This window comes from Acinetobacter sp. 40AMC3-4 (genome assembly GCF_049898185.1).
In the GTDB taxonomy this organism is placed as follows: Bacteria; Pseudomonadota; Gammaproteobacteria; order Pseudomonadales; family Moraxellaceae; genus Acinetobacter.
This window is the reverse complement of the sequence record NZ_JAFCXG010000002.1, coordinates 20,664-38,339: the sequence shown is the minus strand read 5'-3', so window position 1 is coordinate 38,339 and position 17,676 is coordinate 20,664. Positions and strand designations below refer to the sequence as shown.

The 17,676-nt window shown below is 43.4% G+C and carries 18 protein-coding genes and 1 tRNA gene; 14 read left to right on the top strand and 5 right to left on the bottom strand.

Features of this window, described 5'->3' with window-relative positions:
- Positions 1 to 28: 28 nt before the first annotated feature.
- The gene (gene nadB / locus ACP7BU_RS02870) at positions 29 to 1,663 is read right to left on the bottom strand and encodes an L-aspartate oxidase (protein WP_171065021.1); all 1,635 of its coding nucleotides are present in this window, start codon (positions 1,661 to 1,663) and stop codon (positions 29 to 31) included.
- A 229-nt stretch (positions 1,664 to 1,892) separates the two neighbouring features.
- Here nadB and ACP7BU_RS02865 point away from each other — a divergent pair, with 229 nt between their 5' ends.
- The 11 genes from ACP7BU_RS02865 to ACP7BU_RS02815 all read left to right on the top strand — a co-directional run bounded on the left by ACP7BU_RS02865 (position 1,893) and on the right by ACP7BU_RS02815 (position 11,222).
- On the top strand, positions 1,893 to 3,278 hold the full coding sequence (locus ACP7BU_RS02865; protein WP_005247518.1) for a Do family serine endopeptidase: 1,386 nt from the start codon (positions 1,893 to 1,895) through the stop codon (positions 3,276 to 3,278).
- Positions 3,279 to 3,398: 120 nt separating this feature from the next.
- Positions 3,399 to 3,851 carry an acyl-CoA thioesterase gene (locus tag ACP7BU_RS02860; RefSeq protein WP_004645622.1) on the top strand — a complete coding sequence of 151 codons (453 nt, stop codon included), beginning with the start codon at positions 3,399 to 3,401 and terminating at the stop codon, positions 3,849 to 3,851.
- 250 nt (positions 3,852 to 4,101) lie between these two features.
- The gene (gene lepA, locus ACP7BU_RS02855; RefSeq protein WP_004279065.1) at positions 4,102 to 5,919 is read left to right on the top strand and encodes a translation elongation factor 4; all 1,818 of its coding nucleotides are present in this window, start codon (positions 4,102 to 4,104) and stop codon (positions 5,917 to 5,919) included.
- Positions 5,920 to 5,939: 20 nt separating this feature from the next.
- Positions 5,940 to 6,767 carry a signal peptidase I gene (gene lepB, locus ACP7BU_RS02850; RefSeq protein ID WP_425878926.1) on the top strand — a complete coding sequence of 276 codons (828 nt, stop codon included), beginning with the start codon at positions 5,940 to 5,942 and terminating at the stop codon, positions 6,765 to 6,767.
- Positions 6,768 to 6,790: 23 nt separating this feature from the next.
- On the top strand, positions 6,791 to 7,162 hold the full coding sequence (locus ACP7BU_RS02845; RefSeq protein ID WP_253158645.1) for a DUF4845 domain-containing protein: 372 nt from the start codon (positions 6,791 to 6,793) through the stop codon (positions 7,160 to 7,162).
- Positions 7,134 to 7,832 (top strand): ribonuclease III, encoded by a 699-nt coding sequence (gene rnc / locus ACP7BU_RS02840; protein WP_004279062.1) that lies wholly within the window; start codon positions 7,134 to 7,136, stop codon positions 7,830 to 7,832. Before ACP7BU_RS02845 ends, rnc begins: the two co-directional genes overlap by 29 nt.
- The gene (gene era, locus ACP7BU_RS02835; protein ID WP_409666626.1) at positions 7,832 to 8,860 is read left to right on the top strand and encodes a GTPase Era; all 1,029 of its coding nucleotides are present in this window, start codon (positions 7,832 to 7,834) and stop codon (positions 8,858 to 8,860) included. The genes rnc and era overlap by 1 nt, the downstream gene beginning before the upstream one ends.
- 36 nt (positions 8,861 to 8,896) lie before the next feature.
- A complete protein-coding gene (locus ACP7BU_RS02830) occupies positions 8,897 to 9,094 on the top strand; it encodes an NF038104 family lipoprotein (protein WP_425878929.1) in 198 nt (65 codons plus the stop codon).
- Between the two features lie 11 nt (positions 9,095 to 9,105).
- Positions 9,106 to 9,816 carry a DNA repair protein RecO gene (gene recO, locus ACP7BU_RS02825; RefSeq protein WP_153566590.1) on the top strand — a complete coding sequence of 237 codons (711 nt, stop codon included), beginning with the start codon at positions 9,106 to 9,108 and terminating at the stop codon, positions 9,814 to 9,816.
- Between the two features lie 13 nt (positions 9,817 to 9,829).
- The gene (gene pdxJ / locus ACP7BU_RS02820) at positions 9,830 to 10,555 is read left to right on the top strand and encodes a pyridoxine 5'-phosphate synthase (RefSeq protein ID WP_004645617.1); all 726 of its coding nucleotides are present in this window, start codon (positions 9,830 to 9,832) and stop codon (positions 10,553 to 10,555) included.
- 13 nt (positions 10,556 to 10,568) lie between these two features.
- On the top strand, positions 10,569 to 11,222 hold the full coding sequence (locus ACP7BU_RS02815) for a tRNA-(ms[2]io[6]A)-hydroxylase (protein WP_005247503.1): 654 nt from the start codon (positions 10,569 to 10,571) through the stop codon (positions 11,220 to 11,222).
- Positions 11,223 to 11,417: 195 nt separating this feature from the next.
- Here ACP7BU_RS02815 and ACP7BU_RS02810 read toward each other — a convergent pair.
- Positions 11,418 to 11,493: transfer RNA gene (locus ACP7BU_RS02810), tRNA-Asn, on the bottom strand.
- Positions 11,494 to 11,729: 236 nt separating this feature from the next.
- Between ACP7BU_RS02810 and ACP7BU_RS02805 the strand changes: the two genes are divergently transcribed.
- Positions 11,730 to 12,185, top strand: coding sequence for a hypothetical protein (locus tag ACP7BU_RS02805; RefSeq protein ID WP_005247501.1), 456 nt, complete (start codon positions 11,730 to 11,732; stop codon positions 12,183 to 12,185).
- 36 nt (positions 12,186 to 12,221) lie between these two features.
- Here ACP7BU_RS02805 and ACP7BU_RS02800 read toward each other — a convergent pair whose 3' ends face one another.
- Positions 12,222 to 12,659 carry a PaaI family thioesterase gene (locus ACP7BU_RS02800; RefSeq protein WP_005247499.1) on the bottom strand — a complete coding sequence of 146 codons (438 nt, stop codon included), beginning with the start codon at positions 12,657 to 12,659 and terminating at the stop codon, positions 12,222 to 12,224.
- Between the two features lie 288 nt (positions 12,660 to 12,947).
- On the opposite strand from ACP7BU_RS02800, the gene ACP7BU_RS02795 reads away from it, so the two are divergent.
- Complete coding sequence (locus tag ACP7BU_RS02795; protein WP_425878932.1) at positions 12,948 to 14,270, top strand: MATE family efflux transporter; 1,323 nt, start codon at positions 12,948 to 12,950, stop codon at positions 14,268 to 14,270.
- A gap of 63 nt (positions 14,271 to 14,333) precedes the next feature.
- On the opposite strand, the gene ACP7BU_RS02790 is transcribed toward ACP7BU_RS02795, so the two are convergent.
- Both ACP7BU_RS02790 and map read right to left on the bottom strand, forming a co-directional pair.
- Entirely contained in the window at positions 14,334 to 15,569 is a 1,236-nt protein-coding gene (locus ACP7BU_RS02790; RefSeq protein ID WP_005106458.1) for a pyridoxal phosphate-dependent aminotransferase, read from the bottom strand.
- A gap of 254 nt (positions 15,570 to 15,823) precedes the next feature.
- On the bottom strand, positions 15,824 to 16,651 hold the full coding sequence (gene map, locus ACP7BU_RS02785) for a type I methionyl aminopeptidase (RefSeq protein WP_004645609.1): 828 nt from the start codon (positions 16,649 to 16,651) through the stop codon (positions 15,824 to 15,826).
- A 207-nt stretch (positions 16,652 to 16,858) separates the two neighbouring features.
- Here map and rpsB point away from each other — a divergent pair, with 207 nt between their 5' ends.
- The gene (gene rpsB / locus ACP7BU_RS02780) at positions 16,859 to 17,605 is read left to right on the top strand and encodes a 30S ribosomal protein S2 (RefSeq protein ID WP_004279050.1); all 747 of its coding nucleotides are present in this window, start codon (positions 16,859 to 16,861) and stop codon (positions 17,603 to 17,605) included.
- The last annotated feature ends 71 nt before the right edge of the window (positions 17,606 to 17,676 follow it).

Sequence of the window (17,676 nt, the reverse complement as noted above, 5' to 3'; positions counted from 1 at the left end):
CATCCAAGGATGTTATCTCCATCTACTTTTAACAATTCACCAAAGGTGTTTCCACTTCAAAATTTGGTGGGACGAGGACTGTTTTGCGTAGTTCTGGTAGCAGCTCTGGATAATCCAGGGTGAAATGCAGACCGCGAGATTCTTTGCGGTGCATGGCACAGCGTACAATCATCTCGGACACCAGCACCAGATTACGTAACTCAATCAGATTTTTGCTGACCTGGTAATCCTGATAATACTCGGTAATTTCTTTTTTCAGCATTTCAATACGATGTAGCGCACGTTCCAGGCGTTTGGTCGTGCGTACGATTCCGACATAGTTCCACATGGTTTGACGCAGTTCATCCCAGTTTTGCAGAATCACCACATCCTCATCCGGGTTGGTCACCTGAGAATCATCCCAAGCTGGAACTGCAGGAGCTGGCTGATCGGCCTTGAAATTTTCCTGAATGTGCTTGGCTGCACTCATTCCATAGACAAAACATTCTAAAAGTGAGTTACTGGCCATACGGTTAGCACCATGCAGGCCAGTATAAGAGGTTTCCCCAATTGCATAGAGTCCGGCAATATCTGTCTGGCTATGTTCATCGACCACAACACCACCGCAAGTATAATGGGCTGCCGGAACGACTGGAATCATGTCTTTGGTAATATCGATCCCTAGTTCAAGCAGACGGGCATACAGGGTAGGGAAATGCTCTTTGACAAAGCTTTCATCTTTATGGGTAATGTCCAGCCAGACATGACGTATACCGAGACGCTTGATTTCATAGTCGATAGCACGTGCCACAATATCACGCGGTGCGAGTTCGGCGCGTTCGTCAAAACGCAGCATAAAGCGTTCACCATCAGGCAGGCGCAGATAAGCGCCTTCGCCACGCATTGCTTCAGTAATTAGGAAAGAACGTGCTTGTGGATGATAAAGGCAGGTCGGGTGAAACTGGTTAAATTCCATGTTGGCGACCCGGCAGCCGGCACGATAAGCCATGGCAATACCATCACCCGTGGCAATGTCGGGATTTGAGGTGTAAAGATAAGCTTTCATAGCACCGCCACAGGCAAGGGCGGTAAATGGAGCCAAGAAGGTATGCACTTTTTCAGTTGTTTCATCCAGGGCATATAAACCCAGCGCACGATTATCGCCGTCTAAACCGAGCTTTTGTGAACAGATCAGGTCAATCGCAATATAATTTTCAAAGATTTTAATATTCTGTTTTTCTTGGGCCCGTTGTACCAAGGTGGTGGAAATGGCACGACCAGTCGCATCGGCCGCATGAATAATTCGGCGCTGTGAATGACCACCTTCACGGGTGAGATGTAACTGTTCCTGTTCATCCAGAGTAAATTGCACGCCGTGTTTCAGCAGGAAATCAACTGAAGGTTTGCCACCTTCTACCGTCTGTTTAACCGCATCCATTTCACATAGCTGTGCGCCTGCAATCATCGTGTCATCAATATGCTGTTCAATTGAGTCCATTTCATCCAATACTGCGGCCACGCCGCCTTGAGCATAAAAGGTACTGGCATCTGTCAGGGTGGATTTCGCTAAGACTGCAATATTAAAATGATTTGGGAGCGATAAGGCTAAACTTAAACCAGCACCGCCACTGCCCACAATAATGACGTCAAATTGATGGGTAAGGGATAAATTAGACATGTCCATCAGCTAATTTTAAAAAAGTTTGGTAATAACAGCGCTTTTTTGTACAAAAGGCAAGCGTTGAAGTGCTCATTTATTGATGAAAAAAATTAATCAAAGCCTTAACTTAATGCTTTAATAATGAGATATTGCCCAGAATAAAGTATTGAAACATATTATTACTTAAACTTTACAGTGTTTGTGATAAAACCTATTTACATAAATTTATCAATAATTTGAGTGAATAATTTATATGAAAATTCTAGACTTAAAAAAAGGATTATTTGCAGCCACTCTCACCATGAGTGCTGCACAGTTGCAGGCTGTAACGCCGGTTGATTTTTCAAATCTGGTCGAGCAGGTCAGTCCTGCAGTGGTCAGTGTCAATGTCGTTAAAAAAATGAGCGAAGAAGAGCTCTTACAACAACAAGTGCCGGAAATTCTGCGCCGCTTTTTTGGCAATCAGGTGATTATTCCGCAGCAGCGTATGCCACAGGAAAAAACCGGTTATGGCAGTGCATTCTTTATCAGCAAGGATGGCTATCTGCTGACCAATCATCATGTGGTTGAAGATGCTTCCAAAGTCACCATTACCCTGAATGACCGTCGGGAAATTGATGCCACTGTTGTTGGGAGTGATGCACGAACTGACGTAGCTTTGCTTAAAGTTAATGGCTCGAATTTTCCAGAATTACGGACAGGGGATGTAGGACGCTTACGTGTTGGTGAGCCTGTACTCGCAATTGGTTCGCCATTTGGTTTTGATTATTCAGCTTCTGCCGGAATTGTCAGTGCCAAAATGCGTAATATGATGGGTGAAACTGCAGTACCTTTCATCCAGACAGATGTAGCATTGAACCCGGGTAACTCAGGTGGCCCTCTGTTTAACCAGCGTGGTGAAGTAGTCGGTGTCAACTCACGGATCTTTAGTGGAACCGGTGGGTATATGGGCTTATCCTTTTCGATTCCGATTGATGTGGCAATGGAAGTTGCAGATCAACTGAAGAAGAATGGTAAAGTGACCCGCTCTTATCTGGGCGTAAGTTTACAGGATATCGACCGTAACCTGGCCGAATCTTATAACTTACCTAAACCAGAAGGTTCTCTGGTAACTCAGGTTGCACCAAACTCTCCGGCTGCACGTGCAGGTCTGCGTGCCAGTGATGTCATCTTGAAATACAACGGTACCCCAATTTCACGTACCAGTGAACTGTTGAACTATCTGAACCGTACTGCACCTCAGCAGCAGGTACAACTTGAAATCTTGCGTGATGATAAACGTCGTAGTATTGCAGCGACTTTAAGTGCGGCACCAGATGATACTCCGGCAAAAGCAGGCACACAGGCTCAACCAAACAAAGGACCAGTGATCGGGGTTTCAATTCGTGACTTAAGTCCAGCAGAGTTGGCGAGTCTGGAAATCAAAGGCGGTGTGGTGATTCAGGATGTACGTCCGGGTGGTATTGCAGCACAGGCACGAATCATGCCGAATGATGTGATCACTCAAATTAATAACCAGACAGTACTGAATTCAAATCAGTTTGTGCAGGAGGTGTCTGAACTGAAAAAGGGTAGCATCGCGCGCGTGACTTTGATTCGTCAGGGGCAGCTTGCGGTGGTCGGGATGCGTATCTCATAAAATTGCTAGATTTTTGTGAAAGACCGCTTGTATAAGCGGTTTTTTATTTTTTGCAATTTACCCCAGCGATAAATTCGGTAGACTCTATAGCCTTAAAATCATGGAAAGGATAACAGCAAAGTGAGTGGTATTTTTGATCTTTCTTTAAAGGTACAAGCCAAACATATTGATGGTTTGGGTCATGTGAACAATGTGGTCTATGTGCAATGGATGCAGGATGTCGCATCAGCTCATATTGAAAAACTGGGCTTGGGACTCAAGCAATATGTAGAGCTGAAACATGCCATGGTCGCAGTTGAACATCAGGTGCAATATCGCAAGGCAGCTTTTGAAGGAGACGAGATTATTCTGCGCACTTGGCTGAATGATATCAATGCCCTGTATTCCTTTAGACAATACGCATTTTATCGACCACAGGATCAGACCCTGTTGTTTAACGGCAGTACGCAATGGGCTTGTATCGAAATGGCCACGGGGCGTCCAAAACGTATGTCACCAACTTTTACTCAGGCTTATCAGCCACTTTCAGAGCATGTAAATCCTTTTGACTTTTCAACTTTACATCTGGATTAATGAGGCAACATTTTCCAGTTTGATCAGTACACTTTGATAATATTGAGGAAGAAGTGGAGCTGGGGAGCTATTTTCTAATCATGGTGATCCAGATTTCATCTGACTGAGGTGTACGCGACCTAGGGAATAAAGGAAAAAATATAATTCTTTTTCTAGATCACCATTCTGCTATAATCCTTCGCAATTTCTATTCGGCTTTTGTTATGTAATATTTTTAAATTACATAGCGTGTTTTTTCTCAAGGTAACCCATGGCGCAAGCTAAAAAATCTGTTGATATTAAAAACATTCGTAACTTCTCGATTATTGCGCACATTGACCACGGTAAATCGACCCTAGCGGATCGCTTTATTCAAACTTGTGGCGGCTTGCAAGATCGTGAAATGCAGGCTCAAGTCCTTGACTCAATGGAGCTTGAGCGCGAACGTGGGATTACCATTAAAGCCACTTCGGTAACCTTGTACTATACGCATCCCAACGGTCAAGAGTATCAGTTGAACTTTATTGATACACCGGGACACGTCGACTTCTCGTATGAAGTCTCACGCTCCCTTGCTGCCTGTGAAGGTGCCTTGCTGGTTGTAGATGCTGCGCAGGGCGTAGAAGCACAGTCTGTTGCTAACTGCTATACCGCAATTGAACAAGGTCTGGAAGTACTTCCGGTACTGAACAAGATCGACTTGCCGCAAGCTGAACCTGAACGTGTCATTCAGGAAATTGAAGACATTATCGGGATTGAAGCCACAGAAGCGCCGACCTGTTCTGCAAAAACAGGTTTAGGTATTGAAGGTGTGCTTGAAACACTGGTCAATGTAATTCCTGCACCTGAGGGTGATCGCGAAGCGCCATTACAAGCGCTGATTGTGGATTCATGGTTTGATAACTACCTTGGTGTAGTTTCTCTGGTTCGGGTCAAGCAGGGTCGAGTGCGTAAAGGCGACAAGATGTTGATCAAATCAACTGGTCAAACGCATATTATTACTTCTGTAGGTATCTTTAACCCGAAACATACTGAAACCGGTATGCTGGAAGCGGGTGAAGTTGGTTTTGTCATTGCCGGTATCAAAGATATTTTCGGTGCGCCAGTCGGTGATACGATTACCTTGGCAACCACACCTGAAGTGGCAACATTGCCGGGCTTTAAAAAGGTGAAACCACAGGTTTATGCTGGTCTATTCCCGATTGATGCCAGCGATTTTGAACCTTTCCGTGAAGCATTGCACAAGCTGCAAATCAATGACTCGGCTTTGTTCTTTGAACCTGAAAGTTCAGATGCGCTCGGTTTTGGTTTCCGCTGTGGTTTCTTGGGCATGCTGCACATGGAAATCGTACAGGAGCGTCTGGAACGCGAGTATGATCTTGACCTGATTTCTTCTGCGCCAACCGTAATTTATGAAGCGGTGATGAAGAATGGTCAGACGATTTATATCGACAGTCCATCCAAAATGCCGGATGGTTCAACGGTTGAAGATTTACGTGAACCGATTGCTGAGTGTCATATTCTGGTACCGCAAGAATACTTGGGTAACGTCATGACGTTATGTGTTGAGCGCCGTGGTGTGCAAAAAGACATGAAGTTTATGGCGAATCAGGTTTCCATTACTTTCGAAATTCCAATGGCCGAAGTGGTCATGGACTTCTTTGATAAATTGAAGTCTTGTTCACGTGGTTTTGCATCACTGGACTATAACTTTGTCCGTTTTGAAAGCTCATCTTTAGTCAAAGTAGATGTCTTGATCAATGGGGAAAAAGTCGATGCCTTGGCGATGATCTGTCACCGTAATGATGCACGTCATCGTGGTATTGCACTGGTTGAAAAAATGAAAGACCTGATTCCACGTCAAATGTTTGATGTCGCGATTCAGGCGGCAATTGGTGCGCAAATCATTGCACGTTCGACCGTAAAAGCGATGCGTAAAAACGTATTGGCGAAATGTTATGGTGGTGACGTGTCACGTAAGAAAAAACTTCTGTCTAAACAGAAAGAAGGTAAGAAACGCATGAAACAGGTGGGTAGCGTAGAAATCCCGCAAGAAGCGTTCTTAGCTGTATTAAAAGTCGAACGCTAAAATAATAAGGATATAAGCCCATGGATTTTGATTTTAATTTGATTCTTGTGCCTGCGACCCTGTTTTTTGTCGCAGTGTGGTTGCTAGACAAGTTTGTTTTGAAACAAAGACAAACTCGAGGCAAAGGCCATGAGAATTTCATTATCACCTGGGCTTATGACTTTTGGCCGGTACTGGCCATCGTGCTGGTACTGCGTTCGTTTTTATATGAACCTTTTAATATTCCATCCGATTCGATGGTGCCGACGCTGGAAACCGGCGATTTTATTCTGGTGAATAAATTTGACTATGGCATCAAACTGCCTATGGTCAATACCAAAATTATTGATACCGGCAGTCCAGAACGTGGTGATGTAGCGGTATTTCGTTATCCACCGCAACCGACTATCAGTTATATCAAGCGTATTGTCGGCTTGCCAGGCGATCATATTGTTTATGATCATGGCCAGTTGAGCATTAATGGTGAAAAAGTAGCGAAAGTTCCAGTAGAATTTAGCCGCGAAAAAGACCGTTTAGATACACCGACAGCTATTTATCATAAAGAAACCCTGGGCGAGCATACTTTTACCATGCGTGAGCTGGAAGGGGTGAATGTTGCTCGTCAGGCACCTTATATTAACTATCTGGAAAATGGTAAATATTCAGGTGAAAATGGTTTATATTGGGAAGTAACAGTGCCAGAAGGTCATTACTTTGCGATGGGGGATAATCGCGATCAGAGTGCTGACAGTCGTTTCTGGGGGCTTGTTCCGGAAGAAAACTTAACAGGTCGTGCCTTCTATATCTGGATGCATAAAGAACCTGGCTTTAAATTGCCATCGTTTGGTCGAAACGGAACAATCGATTAATTGTTTCAATCAGGAAAATAAAAATGAGACATCAACAAGGTGCTTCTTATATTGGGGTTTTAATTGCAATCGTGGGCTTTGCATTTCTTGCAAAAGTGGCGATTGCAGTGTGGGGGCCATACTTCGATGATCGTATGGTAGATGGTGAGATTGAGGCGCTGTTAAAAAGCGCTCCAGCCAATATAACGCCAGAAACATTCCGTCAACAGATGAGTCAGCGTTTAGACATGAATAATATTCGTGATCTAAAGTTTGACGAAATTGCCAAAGTTACCAATACCGATGGTTTACAGGTGCACAAGAATTATGAAATTCGTAAAAATTTCATAATGAATATCGATTTAGTGATGAAGTTTGAGAAAGAGTTTGATCAAAGCACAGTCAAAGCTAAATGATGAACGTCTTGCCAAACGGATCGGCTATCAGTTTAAACAGGCTGATTTGCTGAAACTGGCATTGACTCATCGTTCAGTCAGTCATAAACACAACTACGAGCGCCTGGAATTTCTGGGCGATTCTCTTTTAGGGATGATCATTGCGAATTATCTTTTTAATGCCTATCCAAGCGAAAATGAAGGCCGGTTGACGCGTATGCGTGCAACCCTGGTTCGTCAGGAAGCATTAGGAAAAATCGCCAATGATTTAAAACTGAGCCAGAATTTAATTCTCAGTACCGGTGAATTGAAATCTGGTGGTCATCATCGTGAGTCTATACTGGCAGATACAGTAGAAGCCATTATTGGCGCAATCTATGTCGACTGCGGTGATCTCACTGTGCTAGAACCGATTGTGTTAAAATGGTACGAGCCCTATTTAGATCATATTGAGCCGACAGATCAGCTTAAAGATCCTAAATCTCGCTTACAAGAGTATTTACAAGCACGTAAGAAACCTCTCCCAGTTTACGAGGTTGTAGATATTCAAGGTGATGCACCCAATCAGCATTTTAAAGTGGAATGCCAGATTGCGGGATTACCGACTATGCAAGGCGAAGGCGCGAGCCGGCGTTTTGCTGAACAAGCCGTTGCGGCGGATATTTTGAAACTTTTGGAGCATAAGTCTTAATGACTACTCATTCCGATCACATTGATGCTGATCACGAGTCGCAAAGCGACAGTCACGACCTTATTAGTCAATTTTTTAGTGCACAAGGCACCGAGATCCCATCAGATTATCGTAGTGGTTTTGTTGCCATTGTAGGTCGCCCGAATGTGGGTAAATCTACCTTAATGAACCATATTCTGGGTCAAAAACTTTCGATTACCTCACGTAAACCACAAACTACACGTCATAAAATCGTGGGGATTGATTCACGTGAAAAATCTCAGGCGGTATTTGTCGATACACCGGGGATGCATAAAAAAGAAGTCCGTGCCATCAATAAAATGATGAACCGTGCGGCACATTCGGCTTTACGCGATGTGAACCTGGTTTTATTCGTAGTGGATGCACAAAAGTGGACGCCAAATGATGACCTGGTTCTGGAAAAGCTGAAAAATGCTGAAATGCCAGTGATTCTGGTGATCAACAAGCTCGATACTTTTGAAAACAAGAACGAAGCTTTGCCGCTGATTCATGAACGCGAAAAGCTGATGAACTTTGCGGAAATCGTACCGGTATCTGCGCTTCGTGGTGCCAATCTTGAACATTTACGTGACACGATTGCCAAGTATCTTCCGTTCCAGCCACCACTATACTCACTGGATCAACTGACCGATCGTTCAGAGCGTTTCCTGGCGTCTGAAATTATCCGTGAAAAGATCATGCGTCAGCTGGGGGAAGAGCTTCCATACGATTTGACCGTTCAGATCGAATCATTCAAAACTGAAGAGCCGGTCTTGAATGAAAAAACTGGTCGTATGAAAGCTGCCTGTACCTATATTGATGCCACGATTTTTGTCGATCGTCCGAGCCAAAAAGCCATTGTGATTGGCGAGAAAGGTGTCAAACTGAAGAAAATCGGTATGGATGCGCGTCTCGACATGGAAAAAATGTTCGAACAGAAAATCATGTTAACCCTTTGGGTGAAAGTCAAAGGTGGCTGGTCTGATGATGAACGTGCATTAAAAAGCTTAGGTTATAGTGATATCTAAGCGATAAGCTTGATAAGACCCTTCGAGGAATCTGTGATGATGAAAGTGTTGGCAGTGGTTGCATGTGTTTTATTTCTGCAAGGCTGTATTCATAAAGTGGTCACGGTTCCTATCAAGGTGGCTTATAAAACCACAAAAGTCGCAGTGAAAGGTACTGCGGCTGTTGTGGGCGCAGTGATCCCGGATGGGGATGACGAAGAAGATGATAAAAAATCAAAAAAAGATAAGGATTAAAGTACCCGCTTATGCGTAACGAAGTACTGCATGGCTATCTGATTCATCATCGTAAGTACCGTGAACGCAGTCATATTGTGCATTTATTTACCCAAGAATATGGCAGGGTAGACGGCATTCTCAGGCAAATGCCACCACCGCAATATCAGCCCATTCGTTTGCAAGCTTCAGGTAAATCCGAACTCAAAAATTTTACTAAACTGGAAATTGTCAATCAGCCGATTTTCTTTTTTGGCGATGCCTTTTTTTCGGGTTTTTATCTGAATGAAATCCTGTTGCGGTTATGTCCTTTAGAAGTCGAAATGCCGCAAACTTTTGCCAAATATGCTGAGACCTTAACTGCATTACAGCAATTATCCGTACAATCTAATCCAAATTTATATTTAAAACAGATCTTGCGCCAGTTTGAGCATGTTTTGCTGGAAGAACTCGGTTATGGTCTGGATTTTTCGGTAGATGCCAATCAGGCGCAGATTGATCCACAACAGCACTATTATTTTCAGCTCAATGCCGGCTTTATGCCATCGGCCAAAGCCTTACGCTCCACCCTATCCGGTCAACAGATTTTAAGCATGTTGACGTATGAAAATGGTGGGGATTTTAATCCGGAACAGTTACAATTACTGACGAAACTGTATCGACAGGCGATCACGGCCTTGCTTGGTGATCGACCATTAAAAAGTCGACAACTCTGGATTCAAAACTCTCAATCTCAATCGTAGTTAGGAAAAGATTATGGCTGCATTACTTGGTGTCAATATTGACCATGTCGCAACATTAAGACAAGCACGTGGTACGACGTACCCAGACCCAGTCAATGCTGCATTGATCTGCGAACAGGCAGGGGCAGAAGGCATTACCTTGCACTTGCGTGAAGACCGTCGTCACATTCAGGATGACGATGTGCGTCGTATGCGTCCTGCGTTAAAAACCCGTATGAACCTTGAGTTGGCGGTAACAGATGAAATGATCGCCTTTGCCAAGGAAATCAAGCCACAGCATGTTTGTTTTGTTCCTGAAAAACGTCAGGAAGTGACCACTGAAGGTGGTCTGGATGTCGTGGGTAATTTTGATGCTGTAAAAGCCGCGACTCAAGAGCTGGAAGCCATTGGTTGTGATGTATCTTTATTTATTGATGCCGATTTTGCACAAATTGATGCAGCAGTTGCTTGTGGTGCACCGACGATTGAGATTCACACAGGCGCCTATGCCGATGCAGAAACTCCAGAAGCGCAACAAGCGGAACTGGAACGCATTGTGAAAGGTGCTGAATATGCTGCATCTAAAGGTTTGGTGGTAAATGCGGGCCATGGCTTAAATTTGGATAACGTGACGCCGATTGCTGCGATTCCACAGATTCATGAGCTCAATATCGGTCATTCTTTAATTGCGGATGCGGTATTTGTTGGTCTGGCACAAGCGGTTCAGCAAATGAAAGCCGTGATTAAGTCAGCGCGTTAAGATTAGAGTAATTATGTCGAATATTAATTATGATGAACTGATGCAGCCGGTGATTGCTTTCCTCGGTTGTGAAACACCGCAAGCATGGCTGGATATGGCGGTCGAAAATCTTGAAATCTTGATGCAAGATCATGCCAACTGTGAAAAAAAAGCAGCCAGCACGGCCATGAACCTGATGTTTCGCTATAGCTATTTTGTTGATCTACAGGTGAAGCTTGCACAGCTGGTGCGTGAAGAAATGCTGCATTATGAGCAAGTGCTTGAATTGATGAACAAGCGCGGTCAGGCTTGGCAAAACTTGAGTGCAGGGCGTTATGCCGGTGGTTTGCGTAAGGAAATCCGGACTTTTGAACCTGAAGCCTTGATTGATGTCTTGGTGATTGGTGCCTTTGTAGAAGCGCGTTCCTGTGAGCGTTTTTACGCGCTTGCTTCGCGTGTTGATGATGAATTGGCACGTTACTACCGCTACCTGCTCAAGTCCGAATCTCGCCATTTTGAAGACTATCTGGCTTTGGCGATGGATGTGGCTACCACAGCGAAACTGAAAAATCCGAAAGAGGATATTCAGGAGCGAATCCTGCATATTCGTGAAGTTGAAAAACAGCTAATTCTCACGCCTGATGAAACTTTCCGTTTTCATAGCGGTGTTCCGGCTCAAGCGGCTTAATCTCGGTGACAGCTTAAAAATCCTCCATCTATGGGGGATTTTTTATATCTCGAAATTTTAAAAGAGGGGTATTTATATATCGAGTTTTATGAGGGATTGAAAATAATTATTCATTTTAAATAGTTGAAAATAACAAGCCGTCAAATTTTAAGTAATAAAAAAGCCCACTTCATGATGAGTGGGCTTTCTTGAATTTGGCTCTCCAACCTGGGCTCGAACCAGGGACCTGCGGATTAACAGTCCGTCGCTCTACCGACTGAGCTATTGGAGAATCTGAAAGCGATTATAGAGAGATTTTGACAGGGGTCAAGCAAAAATTATCATATTTATTATAAATACAGCCTGTCTGTTTTTAATTTAGGCAATTGCATAAATTTCACGAAAAATACTTGTCAGAATAAATTTCACTTGCTAGATTAAAACCATAAAGTCGTTTGACCAAATGGTCAAACAGTGTGGATTTAAACCTACTTGCCAGCACAAAAATGGCTAAACCGGAGACAGCGAATGAATACGCTTAGCATCCCTCAAATTTTCTCTCAACTGGCTTATTATCAAGAAAACTATCTTCAGATTATTGCTGATCCTGCACAGTATTATATCCCGGTTAAAGACGCTCATATCACGCTATGGCCTTTGGCGCAAAAATCACTTTATTTAGGTGATTTGCTGCAATTATGGTTTGCAGAAAAATGGTTGGTAGAAACTGAAAGTCAATTTAACTTTGAAGTTTTCCTGAATGCAGACTATCTGAAAGAGCAAGGCAAAGACCTTTATATCTATGCCATTTCTGGCAATCTTTTGACGGGAACCAATCAGTCTAAAGCGTGGCAAGCCTCAACAACACAAACACAAGATGTGGAATTAGCCAATGTTTCCAAGCATTATTTTGAGTTTCAAGGCTTAACTCGACCACGCTTGTCATTTGTTAAAGCAGGGCAGGCGAAAAGTAATATTATTTAAATGAAGTGTCTGATGAATTGTACAGGCTACCAATATTCATTCAGTCCGAATAATCATACAGGTCGCAGTGGCATGAGCATACAGGCGACCTTCTTCATCCAGAATCTGACCTTCAGAAATACCTAAATTTCTACTGAGATTAATTGATTTTCCTACGGCTTTCAGTGGCTGATTCTGAGGTATGGGGCGGCACATCTTTACATTCAGATCAATGGTGCCATAACCGACACCTGCTTCAAGTAAAGTATGAATCGCGCAGCCTGTCACGGTATCCAAAACGGTTGCAGCAAAACCACCATGGACGCCGCCAAGCGGATTTAAATGTCGATGATCAGCTTTTACCTTAAATTCTACATGTCCGCTTTTAATCACTGCTGGTTGCATCGACATGGTTTCGCTAATACTTGGGGCCGGGATTTTTTCATCACGCATCGCTTCCAGTAATGCTAAACCGCTCATTTCTTTTGGGTTCATTGTAATTTTCCTGTCATTATTCTTGAGTTGTTGAGATTTAATTCAAAATTGTGACATCGATAATAGCAATCTGGTATAGGAATGGCGGATTATTTTGTAAGAAGTACATTGCCTGCACCTGAGTAAAGTCATTTTTATAAAAAATAAGAAATAGAATGAGTTATGGCAGGATACTGGTATACATTTCTAATGAAATATCTCAGATCTAAATAATCTGCCAAAAAACGAATCTTATAAAAGAATTAAAAATCGAGTGATAGGGTAATGAAAAAGTTTCTGCATCTTTAGGTGCCTATTTTTCTCAGTAATGCCATTATTATGCTCAGTAGTTTGTTCGACGTGATTTTTCTATCACATTTTTCACCTCAGCATGTGGCTGCATTGACAGTCTGTTTGTCTGTTTATTCTTTGTGCTTTGTGACGGGTATTGGGGTGTTACAGGGCATGATGCAAGAACTGGCAGAAGCCAATGGGCGTCAGGATTATGCGGATATACAGCGTATTGTGAAGCAAAGTATTTTGATTGTACTGGTGATTTCCGCTGTTGCGATGTACTTGTTTAATCATGCGACTCCCTTACTTCATTTTTTAAAGGCAGATACGGCCTTACAGACATTGATTGTGCCATGTCTGTGGCTGTTGGCTTGGACGATTCCAGCGCATTTATTGTTGCGTATTTTATATATTTTAACCCAAGCCTGTGGGCAGGCTAAGCGCGTATTCTACGCCAATATGATCTATTTACTGCTCAAAGTGGCTTTGGCTTATGTCTTGATTTATGGCATTGAGGGTTATGTTAGAAGCTATGGGGTTGAGGGTGCATTCATGGCGCATTTGATTGTGCAGTGGGTACTGTTGTTTGTTTACTATTTTTTCTTCCTTGAGCAGAAGTTAAAGATCCAGTGGTCTGGTGTTTTCTTTCACTGGCAGACTTTGTTGAAAATTTTAAAAATTGGATTGCCCAATGCGGTGGTGACTTTTGTGGATGTATTTGCCATCAGCGCGATTGCTTTGCTGATCTTACCTTTGGGTGACATTGTAGTGAATGCACATCAGGTGATGCTTGGTTTATTGGGCTTGATGTTTATGTTGCCGATGTCGATGGCATCTGCCTTCGGTATTTTGGTGTCGACTCAAATTGGTGCGGAGCAGATTGATGCCGCATGGCAACTCAGTAAGCGGGCACTGATGGCTGTGATGCTAATAGCTATCGTTGTCGTGTTGACTATTTGGGGCTTAGATAGTTGGATTGTAGGGTTATTTAGCAATAATGCGCAGGTGATTACATTAGCCTTGGCATTGATCCTGTTAATGTGTTGGATGCATATCTTTGATGCGCTACTGGTGATTAGTTTGGCAATGCTACGTTGCTGGCGAGAAATTGTCAGACCGATGTTTATTTTTATCAGTACCGTGCTGGTCGTGGGCTTAGGTGGTGGTTGGTATGTGACGTATCATCCAATGACACTGTTCAATTGGCAAAGCAATGCATTGGGGATTCATGGTTTTTGGTGGATGTTGAGTATTGCGTACACGATTGCAGCAAGTCTATGTTTTGTTTGTTTGCTCATTAAATACTTGAGCTATAAGCGAATACGACTCACTGTTTAATACATGTTGAAGAACATAAAAAAACCCGCGAAATTCGCGGGTTTTTTTATCTAGGAAGCTAGATTATTTTGCAGCTTTTTCAGCTTCGATTGAAGCAATCGCAGCATCAACGCCTTCGATAGAATCAGCAGCTTTCTTGATACGAGCAAGGGCATCTACCAGTACTTCGTCAGCAGTAGCGTAAGAGATACGCATGAAACCGCCAAGACCGAATGCATCACCAGGAACCACTGCAACACCAGTTTCTTCCAGTAACCATGCAGAGAATTCTGTGCAAGACTTAAGACCTTTGGCACGAATCAACGGTTTGATGTTGGCATATGCATAGAATGCACCATCAGCAGGCAGGCAAGAAATACCGTGAATATCATTCAAGCCTTTCACAACCAAGTCATGGCGACGTTTGAATGCTTCAATCATTGGCTCAAGAACGTCTTGAGGACCATTCAATGCAGCTTCAGCAGCAACTTGCGAAATAGAAGTTGGGTTAGAAGTTGACTGAGATTGGATCTTTTTCATTGCACCAATCAGTTTAGCAGGGCCCGCTGCGTAGCCGATACGCCAGCCAGTCATTGCGTAAGCTTTAGACACACCGTTTAACACAATCGTGCGGTCATAAAGGTCTGGTGCAACTGTTGCGATGTTGTAGAACTCGTCATCCCAACGGATTGGTTCGTACATGTCATCAGATGCGATATACACTTCTGGGTATTTACGAAGTACGTCAGCCAGCGCTTCAAGCTCAGCTTTGGTATAGATCATACCTGTAGGGTTAGACGGGCTGTTCAATACTACTAGACGTGTTTTGTCAGTGATTGCAGCTTCTAATTGTTCAGGGGTGATTTTGAAACGTTGTTCTTCACCACATTTCACAATAACAGGAACACCTTCAGCGATGATCACCATGTCCGGGTAGCTTACCCAGAATGGTGCAGGGATGATGACTTCATCACCTTTGTTTAATAAAGCAAGGGCCAAGTTAAAGAATGATTGCTTACCACCACAAGAAACCAGAATCTGGTTTGCTGCATAGTCTAGGTTATTGTCGCGTTTGAATTTAGCAATAATGGCTTTTTTAAGACCTGGCGTACCGTCAACAGCGGTGTATTTGGTGAAACCGTTGTTAATCGCTGCAATTGCTGCATCTTTGATGTGTTGAGGGGTATCAAAATCTGGTTCACCTGCGCCCAAACCAATCACGTTGTGACCTGCAGCTTTTAATTCAGCAGCTTTGTTGGTCACAGCAAGCGTAGGGGACGGTTTGATGGCATTCACACGATCAGAGAGACGTACGTCCACGGCAGTATTCCTTCTTATAGGGATTAAAAAATAAAAAGCACATTATCTTAGCCTAAAATGGTGCAGATAGGGCAAAAGAATTTGGAAAACTTTAAGGAAAAAATGGTGTATTGGCCGAACTTTATCTTGAATTTCGATGCGCTGGAAGCAGGCAAGGGGAGACTTTTTACATCTCGGTCATGCATACGAATGCATGAAATATAAAATAAAAATGGCCACTTTAAAGTGACCATTTTGTGTTGTTGATGTTGTGGTTACGCACTAAAGCGTGACAAATCTTCGTCCGGGCGTGCTGTTAAAATTTCCGCGCCGGTTTTGGTCACCAGAATCGTATGTTCATATTGTGCTGACAATGAATGGTCTTTGGTGACCACTGTCCATTTATCACCGAGTAATTTGGTTTTCCAGTCACCACCATTGACCATTGGCTCAATGGTAAAGGTCATGCCTTCTTCAAGTACCATGCCGGTATCTGGCTGACCATAATGCAGCACTTGCGGTTCGTCATGGAAAGTTGTACCAATACCGTGACCACAATATTCACGTACCACGCCAAAACGCTCGGATTCAACATACTGCTGAATGGCATGACCAATATCGCCAATGGTTGAACCCGGTTTTACAGTTTCAATACCCCGGTACATGGCTTCTTGCGCTACCTTACATAGACGGTTGGCAAGAATAGTGGTTTCACCACCCACGATGTACATCATGTTGGTGTCACCATGATAGCCATCTTTAATCACGGTCACATCAATGTTCAGGATGTCGCCTTTTTTCAATTTTTTACTGTCTGATGGAATGCCGTGACACACCACATGGTTCACAGAAGTACAAATGGTATGTTGGAAGGCAGGTCGACCCGGTGCAGCGCCATAGCCTAAGCATGCAGGAATCGCCTGTTGTTGATTGACAATATAGTCATGACAAATCGTATCAAGTTCCAGAGTGGTGACACCCGGAACAATATGCGGTTTGATCATATCCAAAACTTCTGCCGCCAGTCGCCCTGCCACACGCATTTTTTCAATTTCGTCAGAGGTTTTGATGAGTCGACGTGGAGCTTGGTAAGTGTTGTTCATGATCTCTAAAAACTTTTGGAAATTTGTGTGTGACTATGGTATAAATAGCCGCCCATTTTATCAAATGCTTTTTCGTGAATAAATTTCACGGGCTTTGTGCGATGAGGCAAAAAAATCCGCACATATATCGACACATTACTCTGGGTGCCCTTTAGGGTGGAGAATGCGGGTATATGGAGGCCTAACCCAAACTTTAAGGTAAAGAAAATGGCAGATTACAACGTAAGCATGCGCGACCTTCTTCAAGCTGGCGCGCACTTTGGTCACCAAACTCGTTTCTGGAATCCAAAGATGCGTGATTACATCTTTGGTGCGCGTAACAAAATTCACATCATCAACCTTGAGCACACTGTTCCTGCGTTAAATGATGCTTTGAACTTTGCTAACAACTTGGCTAGCAAAAAGAACAAAGTTTTGTTCGTTGGTACTAAACGTGCAGCTTCTGCAATCATCCGTGAACAAGCTCAACGCGCTGGTCAACCATATGTAGATCACCGCTGGTTAGGTGGTATGTTGACGAACTGGAAAACACTTCGCCAATCTATCAACCGTTTAAAAGACCTTCAAACTCAATCTCAAGACGGTACTTTCGCTAAGCTGACTAAACGTGAAGCTCTAGAGCGTACTCGTGAGATGGAAAAACTTGAGCGTGGCTTAGGCGGCGTTAAAAACATGGGTGGTTTACCTGACGCATTATTCGTAATCGACGTTGATCACGAAGCGATTGCAATCAAAGAAGCGAAGAACCTTGGTATTCCTGTAATTGGTATCGTTGATACAAACTCTAACCCAGACAACGTAGACTACGTTATCCCGGGTAACGATGATGCGATCCGTGCAGTAACACTTTATGCTTCTGCTATGGCTGATGCGATTCTTGCTGGTAAAGAATATGCTCAATCACAAGCAAATGCACAAGCTAAAGCAGAAGAAGCTCCAGCTTCTGAGGCTTAATGCGTTTGACGCTAGCTTGTCATTTTTGCGACATGTGATGGTGGCAAAGTAAGCGTTATGTATGCAGGCGG

Bases quoted from the DNA above. Each gene is read 5' to 3' on its own strand.
- nadB (WP_171065021.1), bottom strand. From the start codon at position 1,663: ATGGACATGTCTAATTTATCCCTTACCCATCAATTTGACGTCATTATT.
- ACP7BU_RS02805 (WP_005247501.1), top strand. From the start codon at position 11,730: ATGAATACGCTTAGCATCCCTCAAATTTTCTCTCAACTGGCTTATTAT.
- ACP7BU_RS02815 (WP_005247503.1), top strand. From the start codon at position 10,569: ATGTCGAATATTAATTATGATGAACTGATGCAGCCGGTGATTGCTTTC.
- pdxJ (WP_004645617.1), top strand. From the start codon at position 9,830: ATGGCTGCATTACTTGGTGTCAATATTGACCATGTCGCAACATTAAGA.
- era (WP_409666626.1), top strand. From the start codon at position 7,832: ATGACTACTCATTCCGATCACATTGATGCTGATCACGAGTCGCAAAGC.
- rpsB (WP_004279050.1), top strand. From the start codon at position 16,859: ATGGCAGATTACAACGTAAGCATGCGCGACCTTCTTCAAGCTGGCGCG.
- recO (WP_153566590.1), top strand. From the start codon at position 9,106: ATGCGTAACGAAGTACTGCATGGCTATCTGATTCATCATCGTAAGTAC.
- map (WP_004645609.1), bottom strand. From the start codon at position 16,651: ATGAACAACACTTACCAAGCTCCACGTCGACTCATCAAAACCTCTGAC.
- lepA (WP_004279065.1), top strand. From the start codon at position 4,102: ATGGCGCAAGCTAAAAAATCTGTTGATATTAAAAACATTCGTAACTTC.
- ACP7BU_RS02800 (WP_005247499.1), bottom strand. From the start codon at position 12,659: ATGAACCCAAAAGAAATGAGCGGTTTAGCATTACTGGAAGCGATGCGT.
- ACP7BU_RS02845 (WP_253158645.1), top strand. From the start codon at position 6,791: ATGAGACATCAACAAGGTGCTTCTTATATTGGGGTTTTAATTGCAATC.
- ACP7BU_RS02865 (WP_005247518.1), top strand. From the start codon at position 1,893: ATGAAAATTCTAGACTTAAAAAAAGGATTATTTGCAGCCACTCTCACC.
- lepB (WP_425878926.1), top strand. From the start codon at position 5,940: ATGGATTTTGATTTTAATTTGATTCTTGTGCCTGCGACCCTGTTTTTT.
- ACP7BU_RS02830 (WP_425878929.1), top strand. From the start codon at position 8,897: ATGATGAAAGTGTTGGCAGTGGTTGCATGTGTTTTATTTCTGCAAGGC.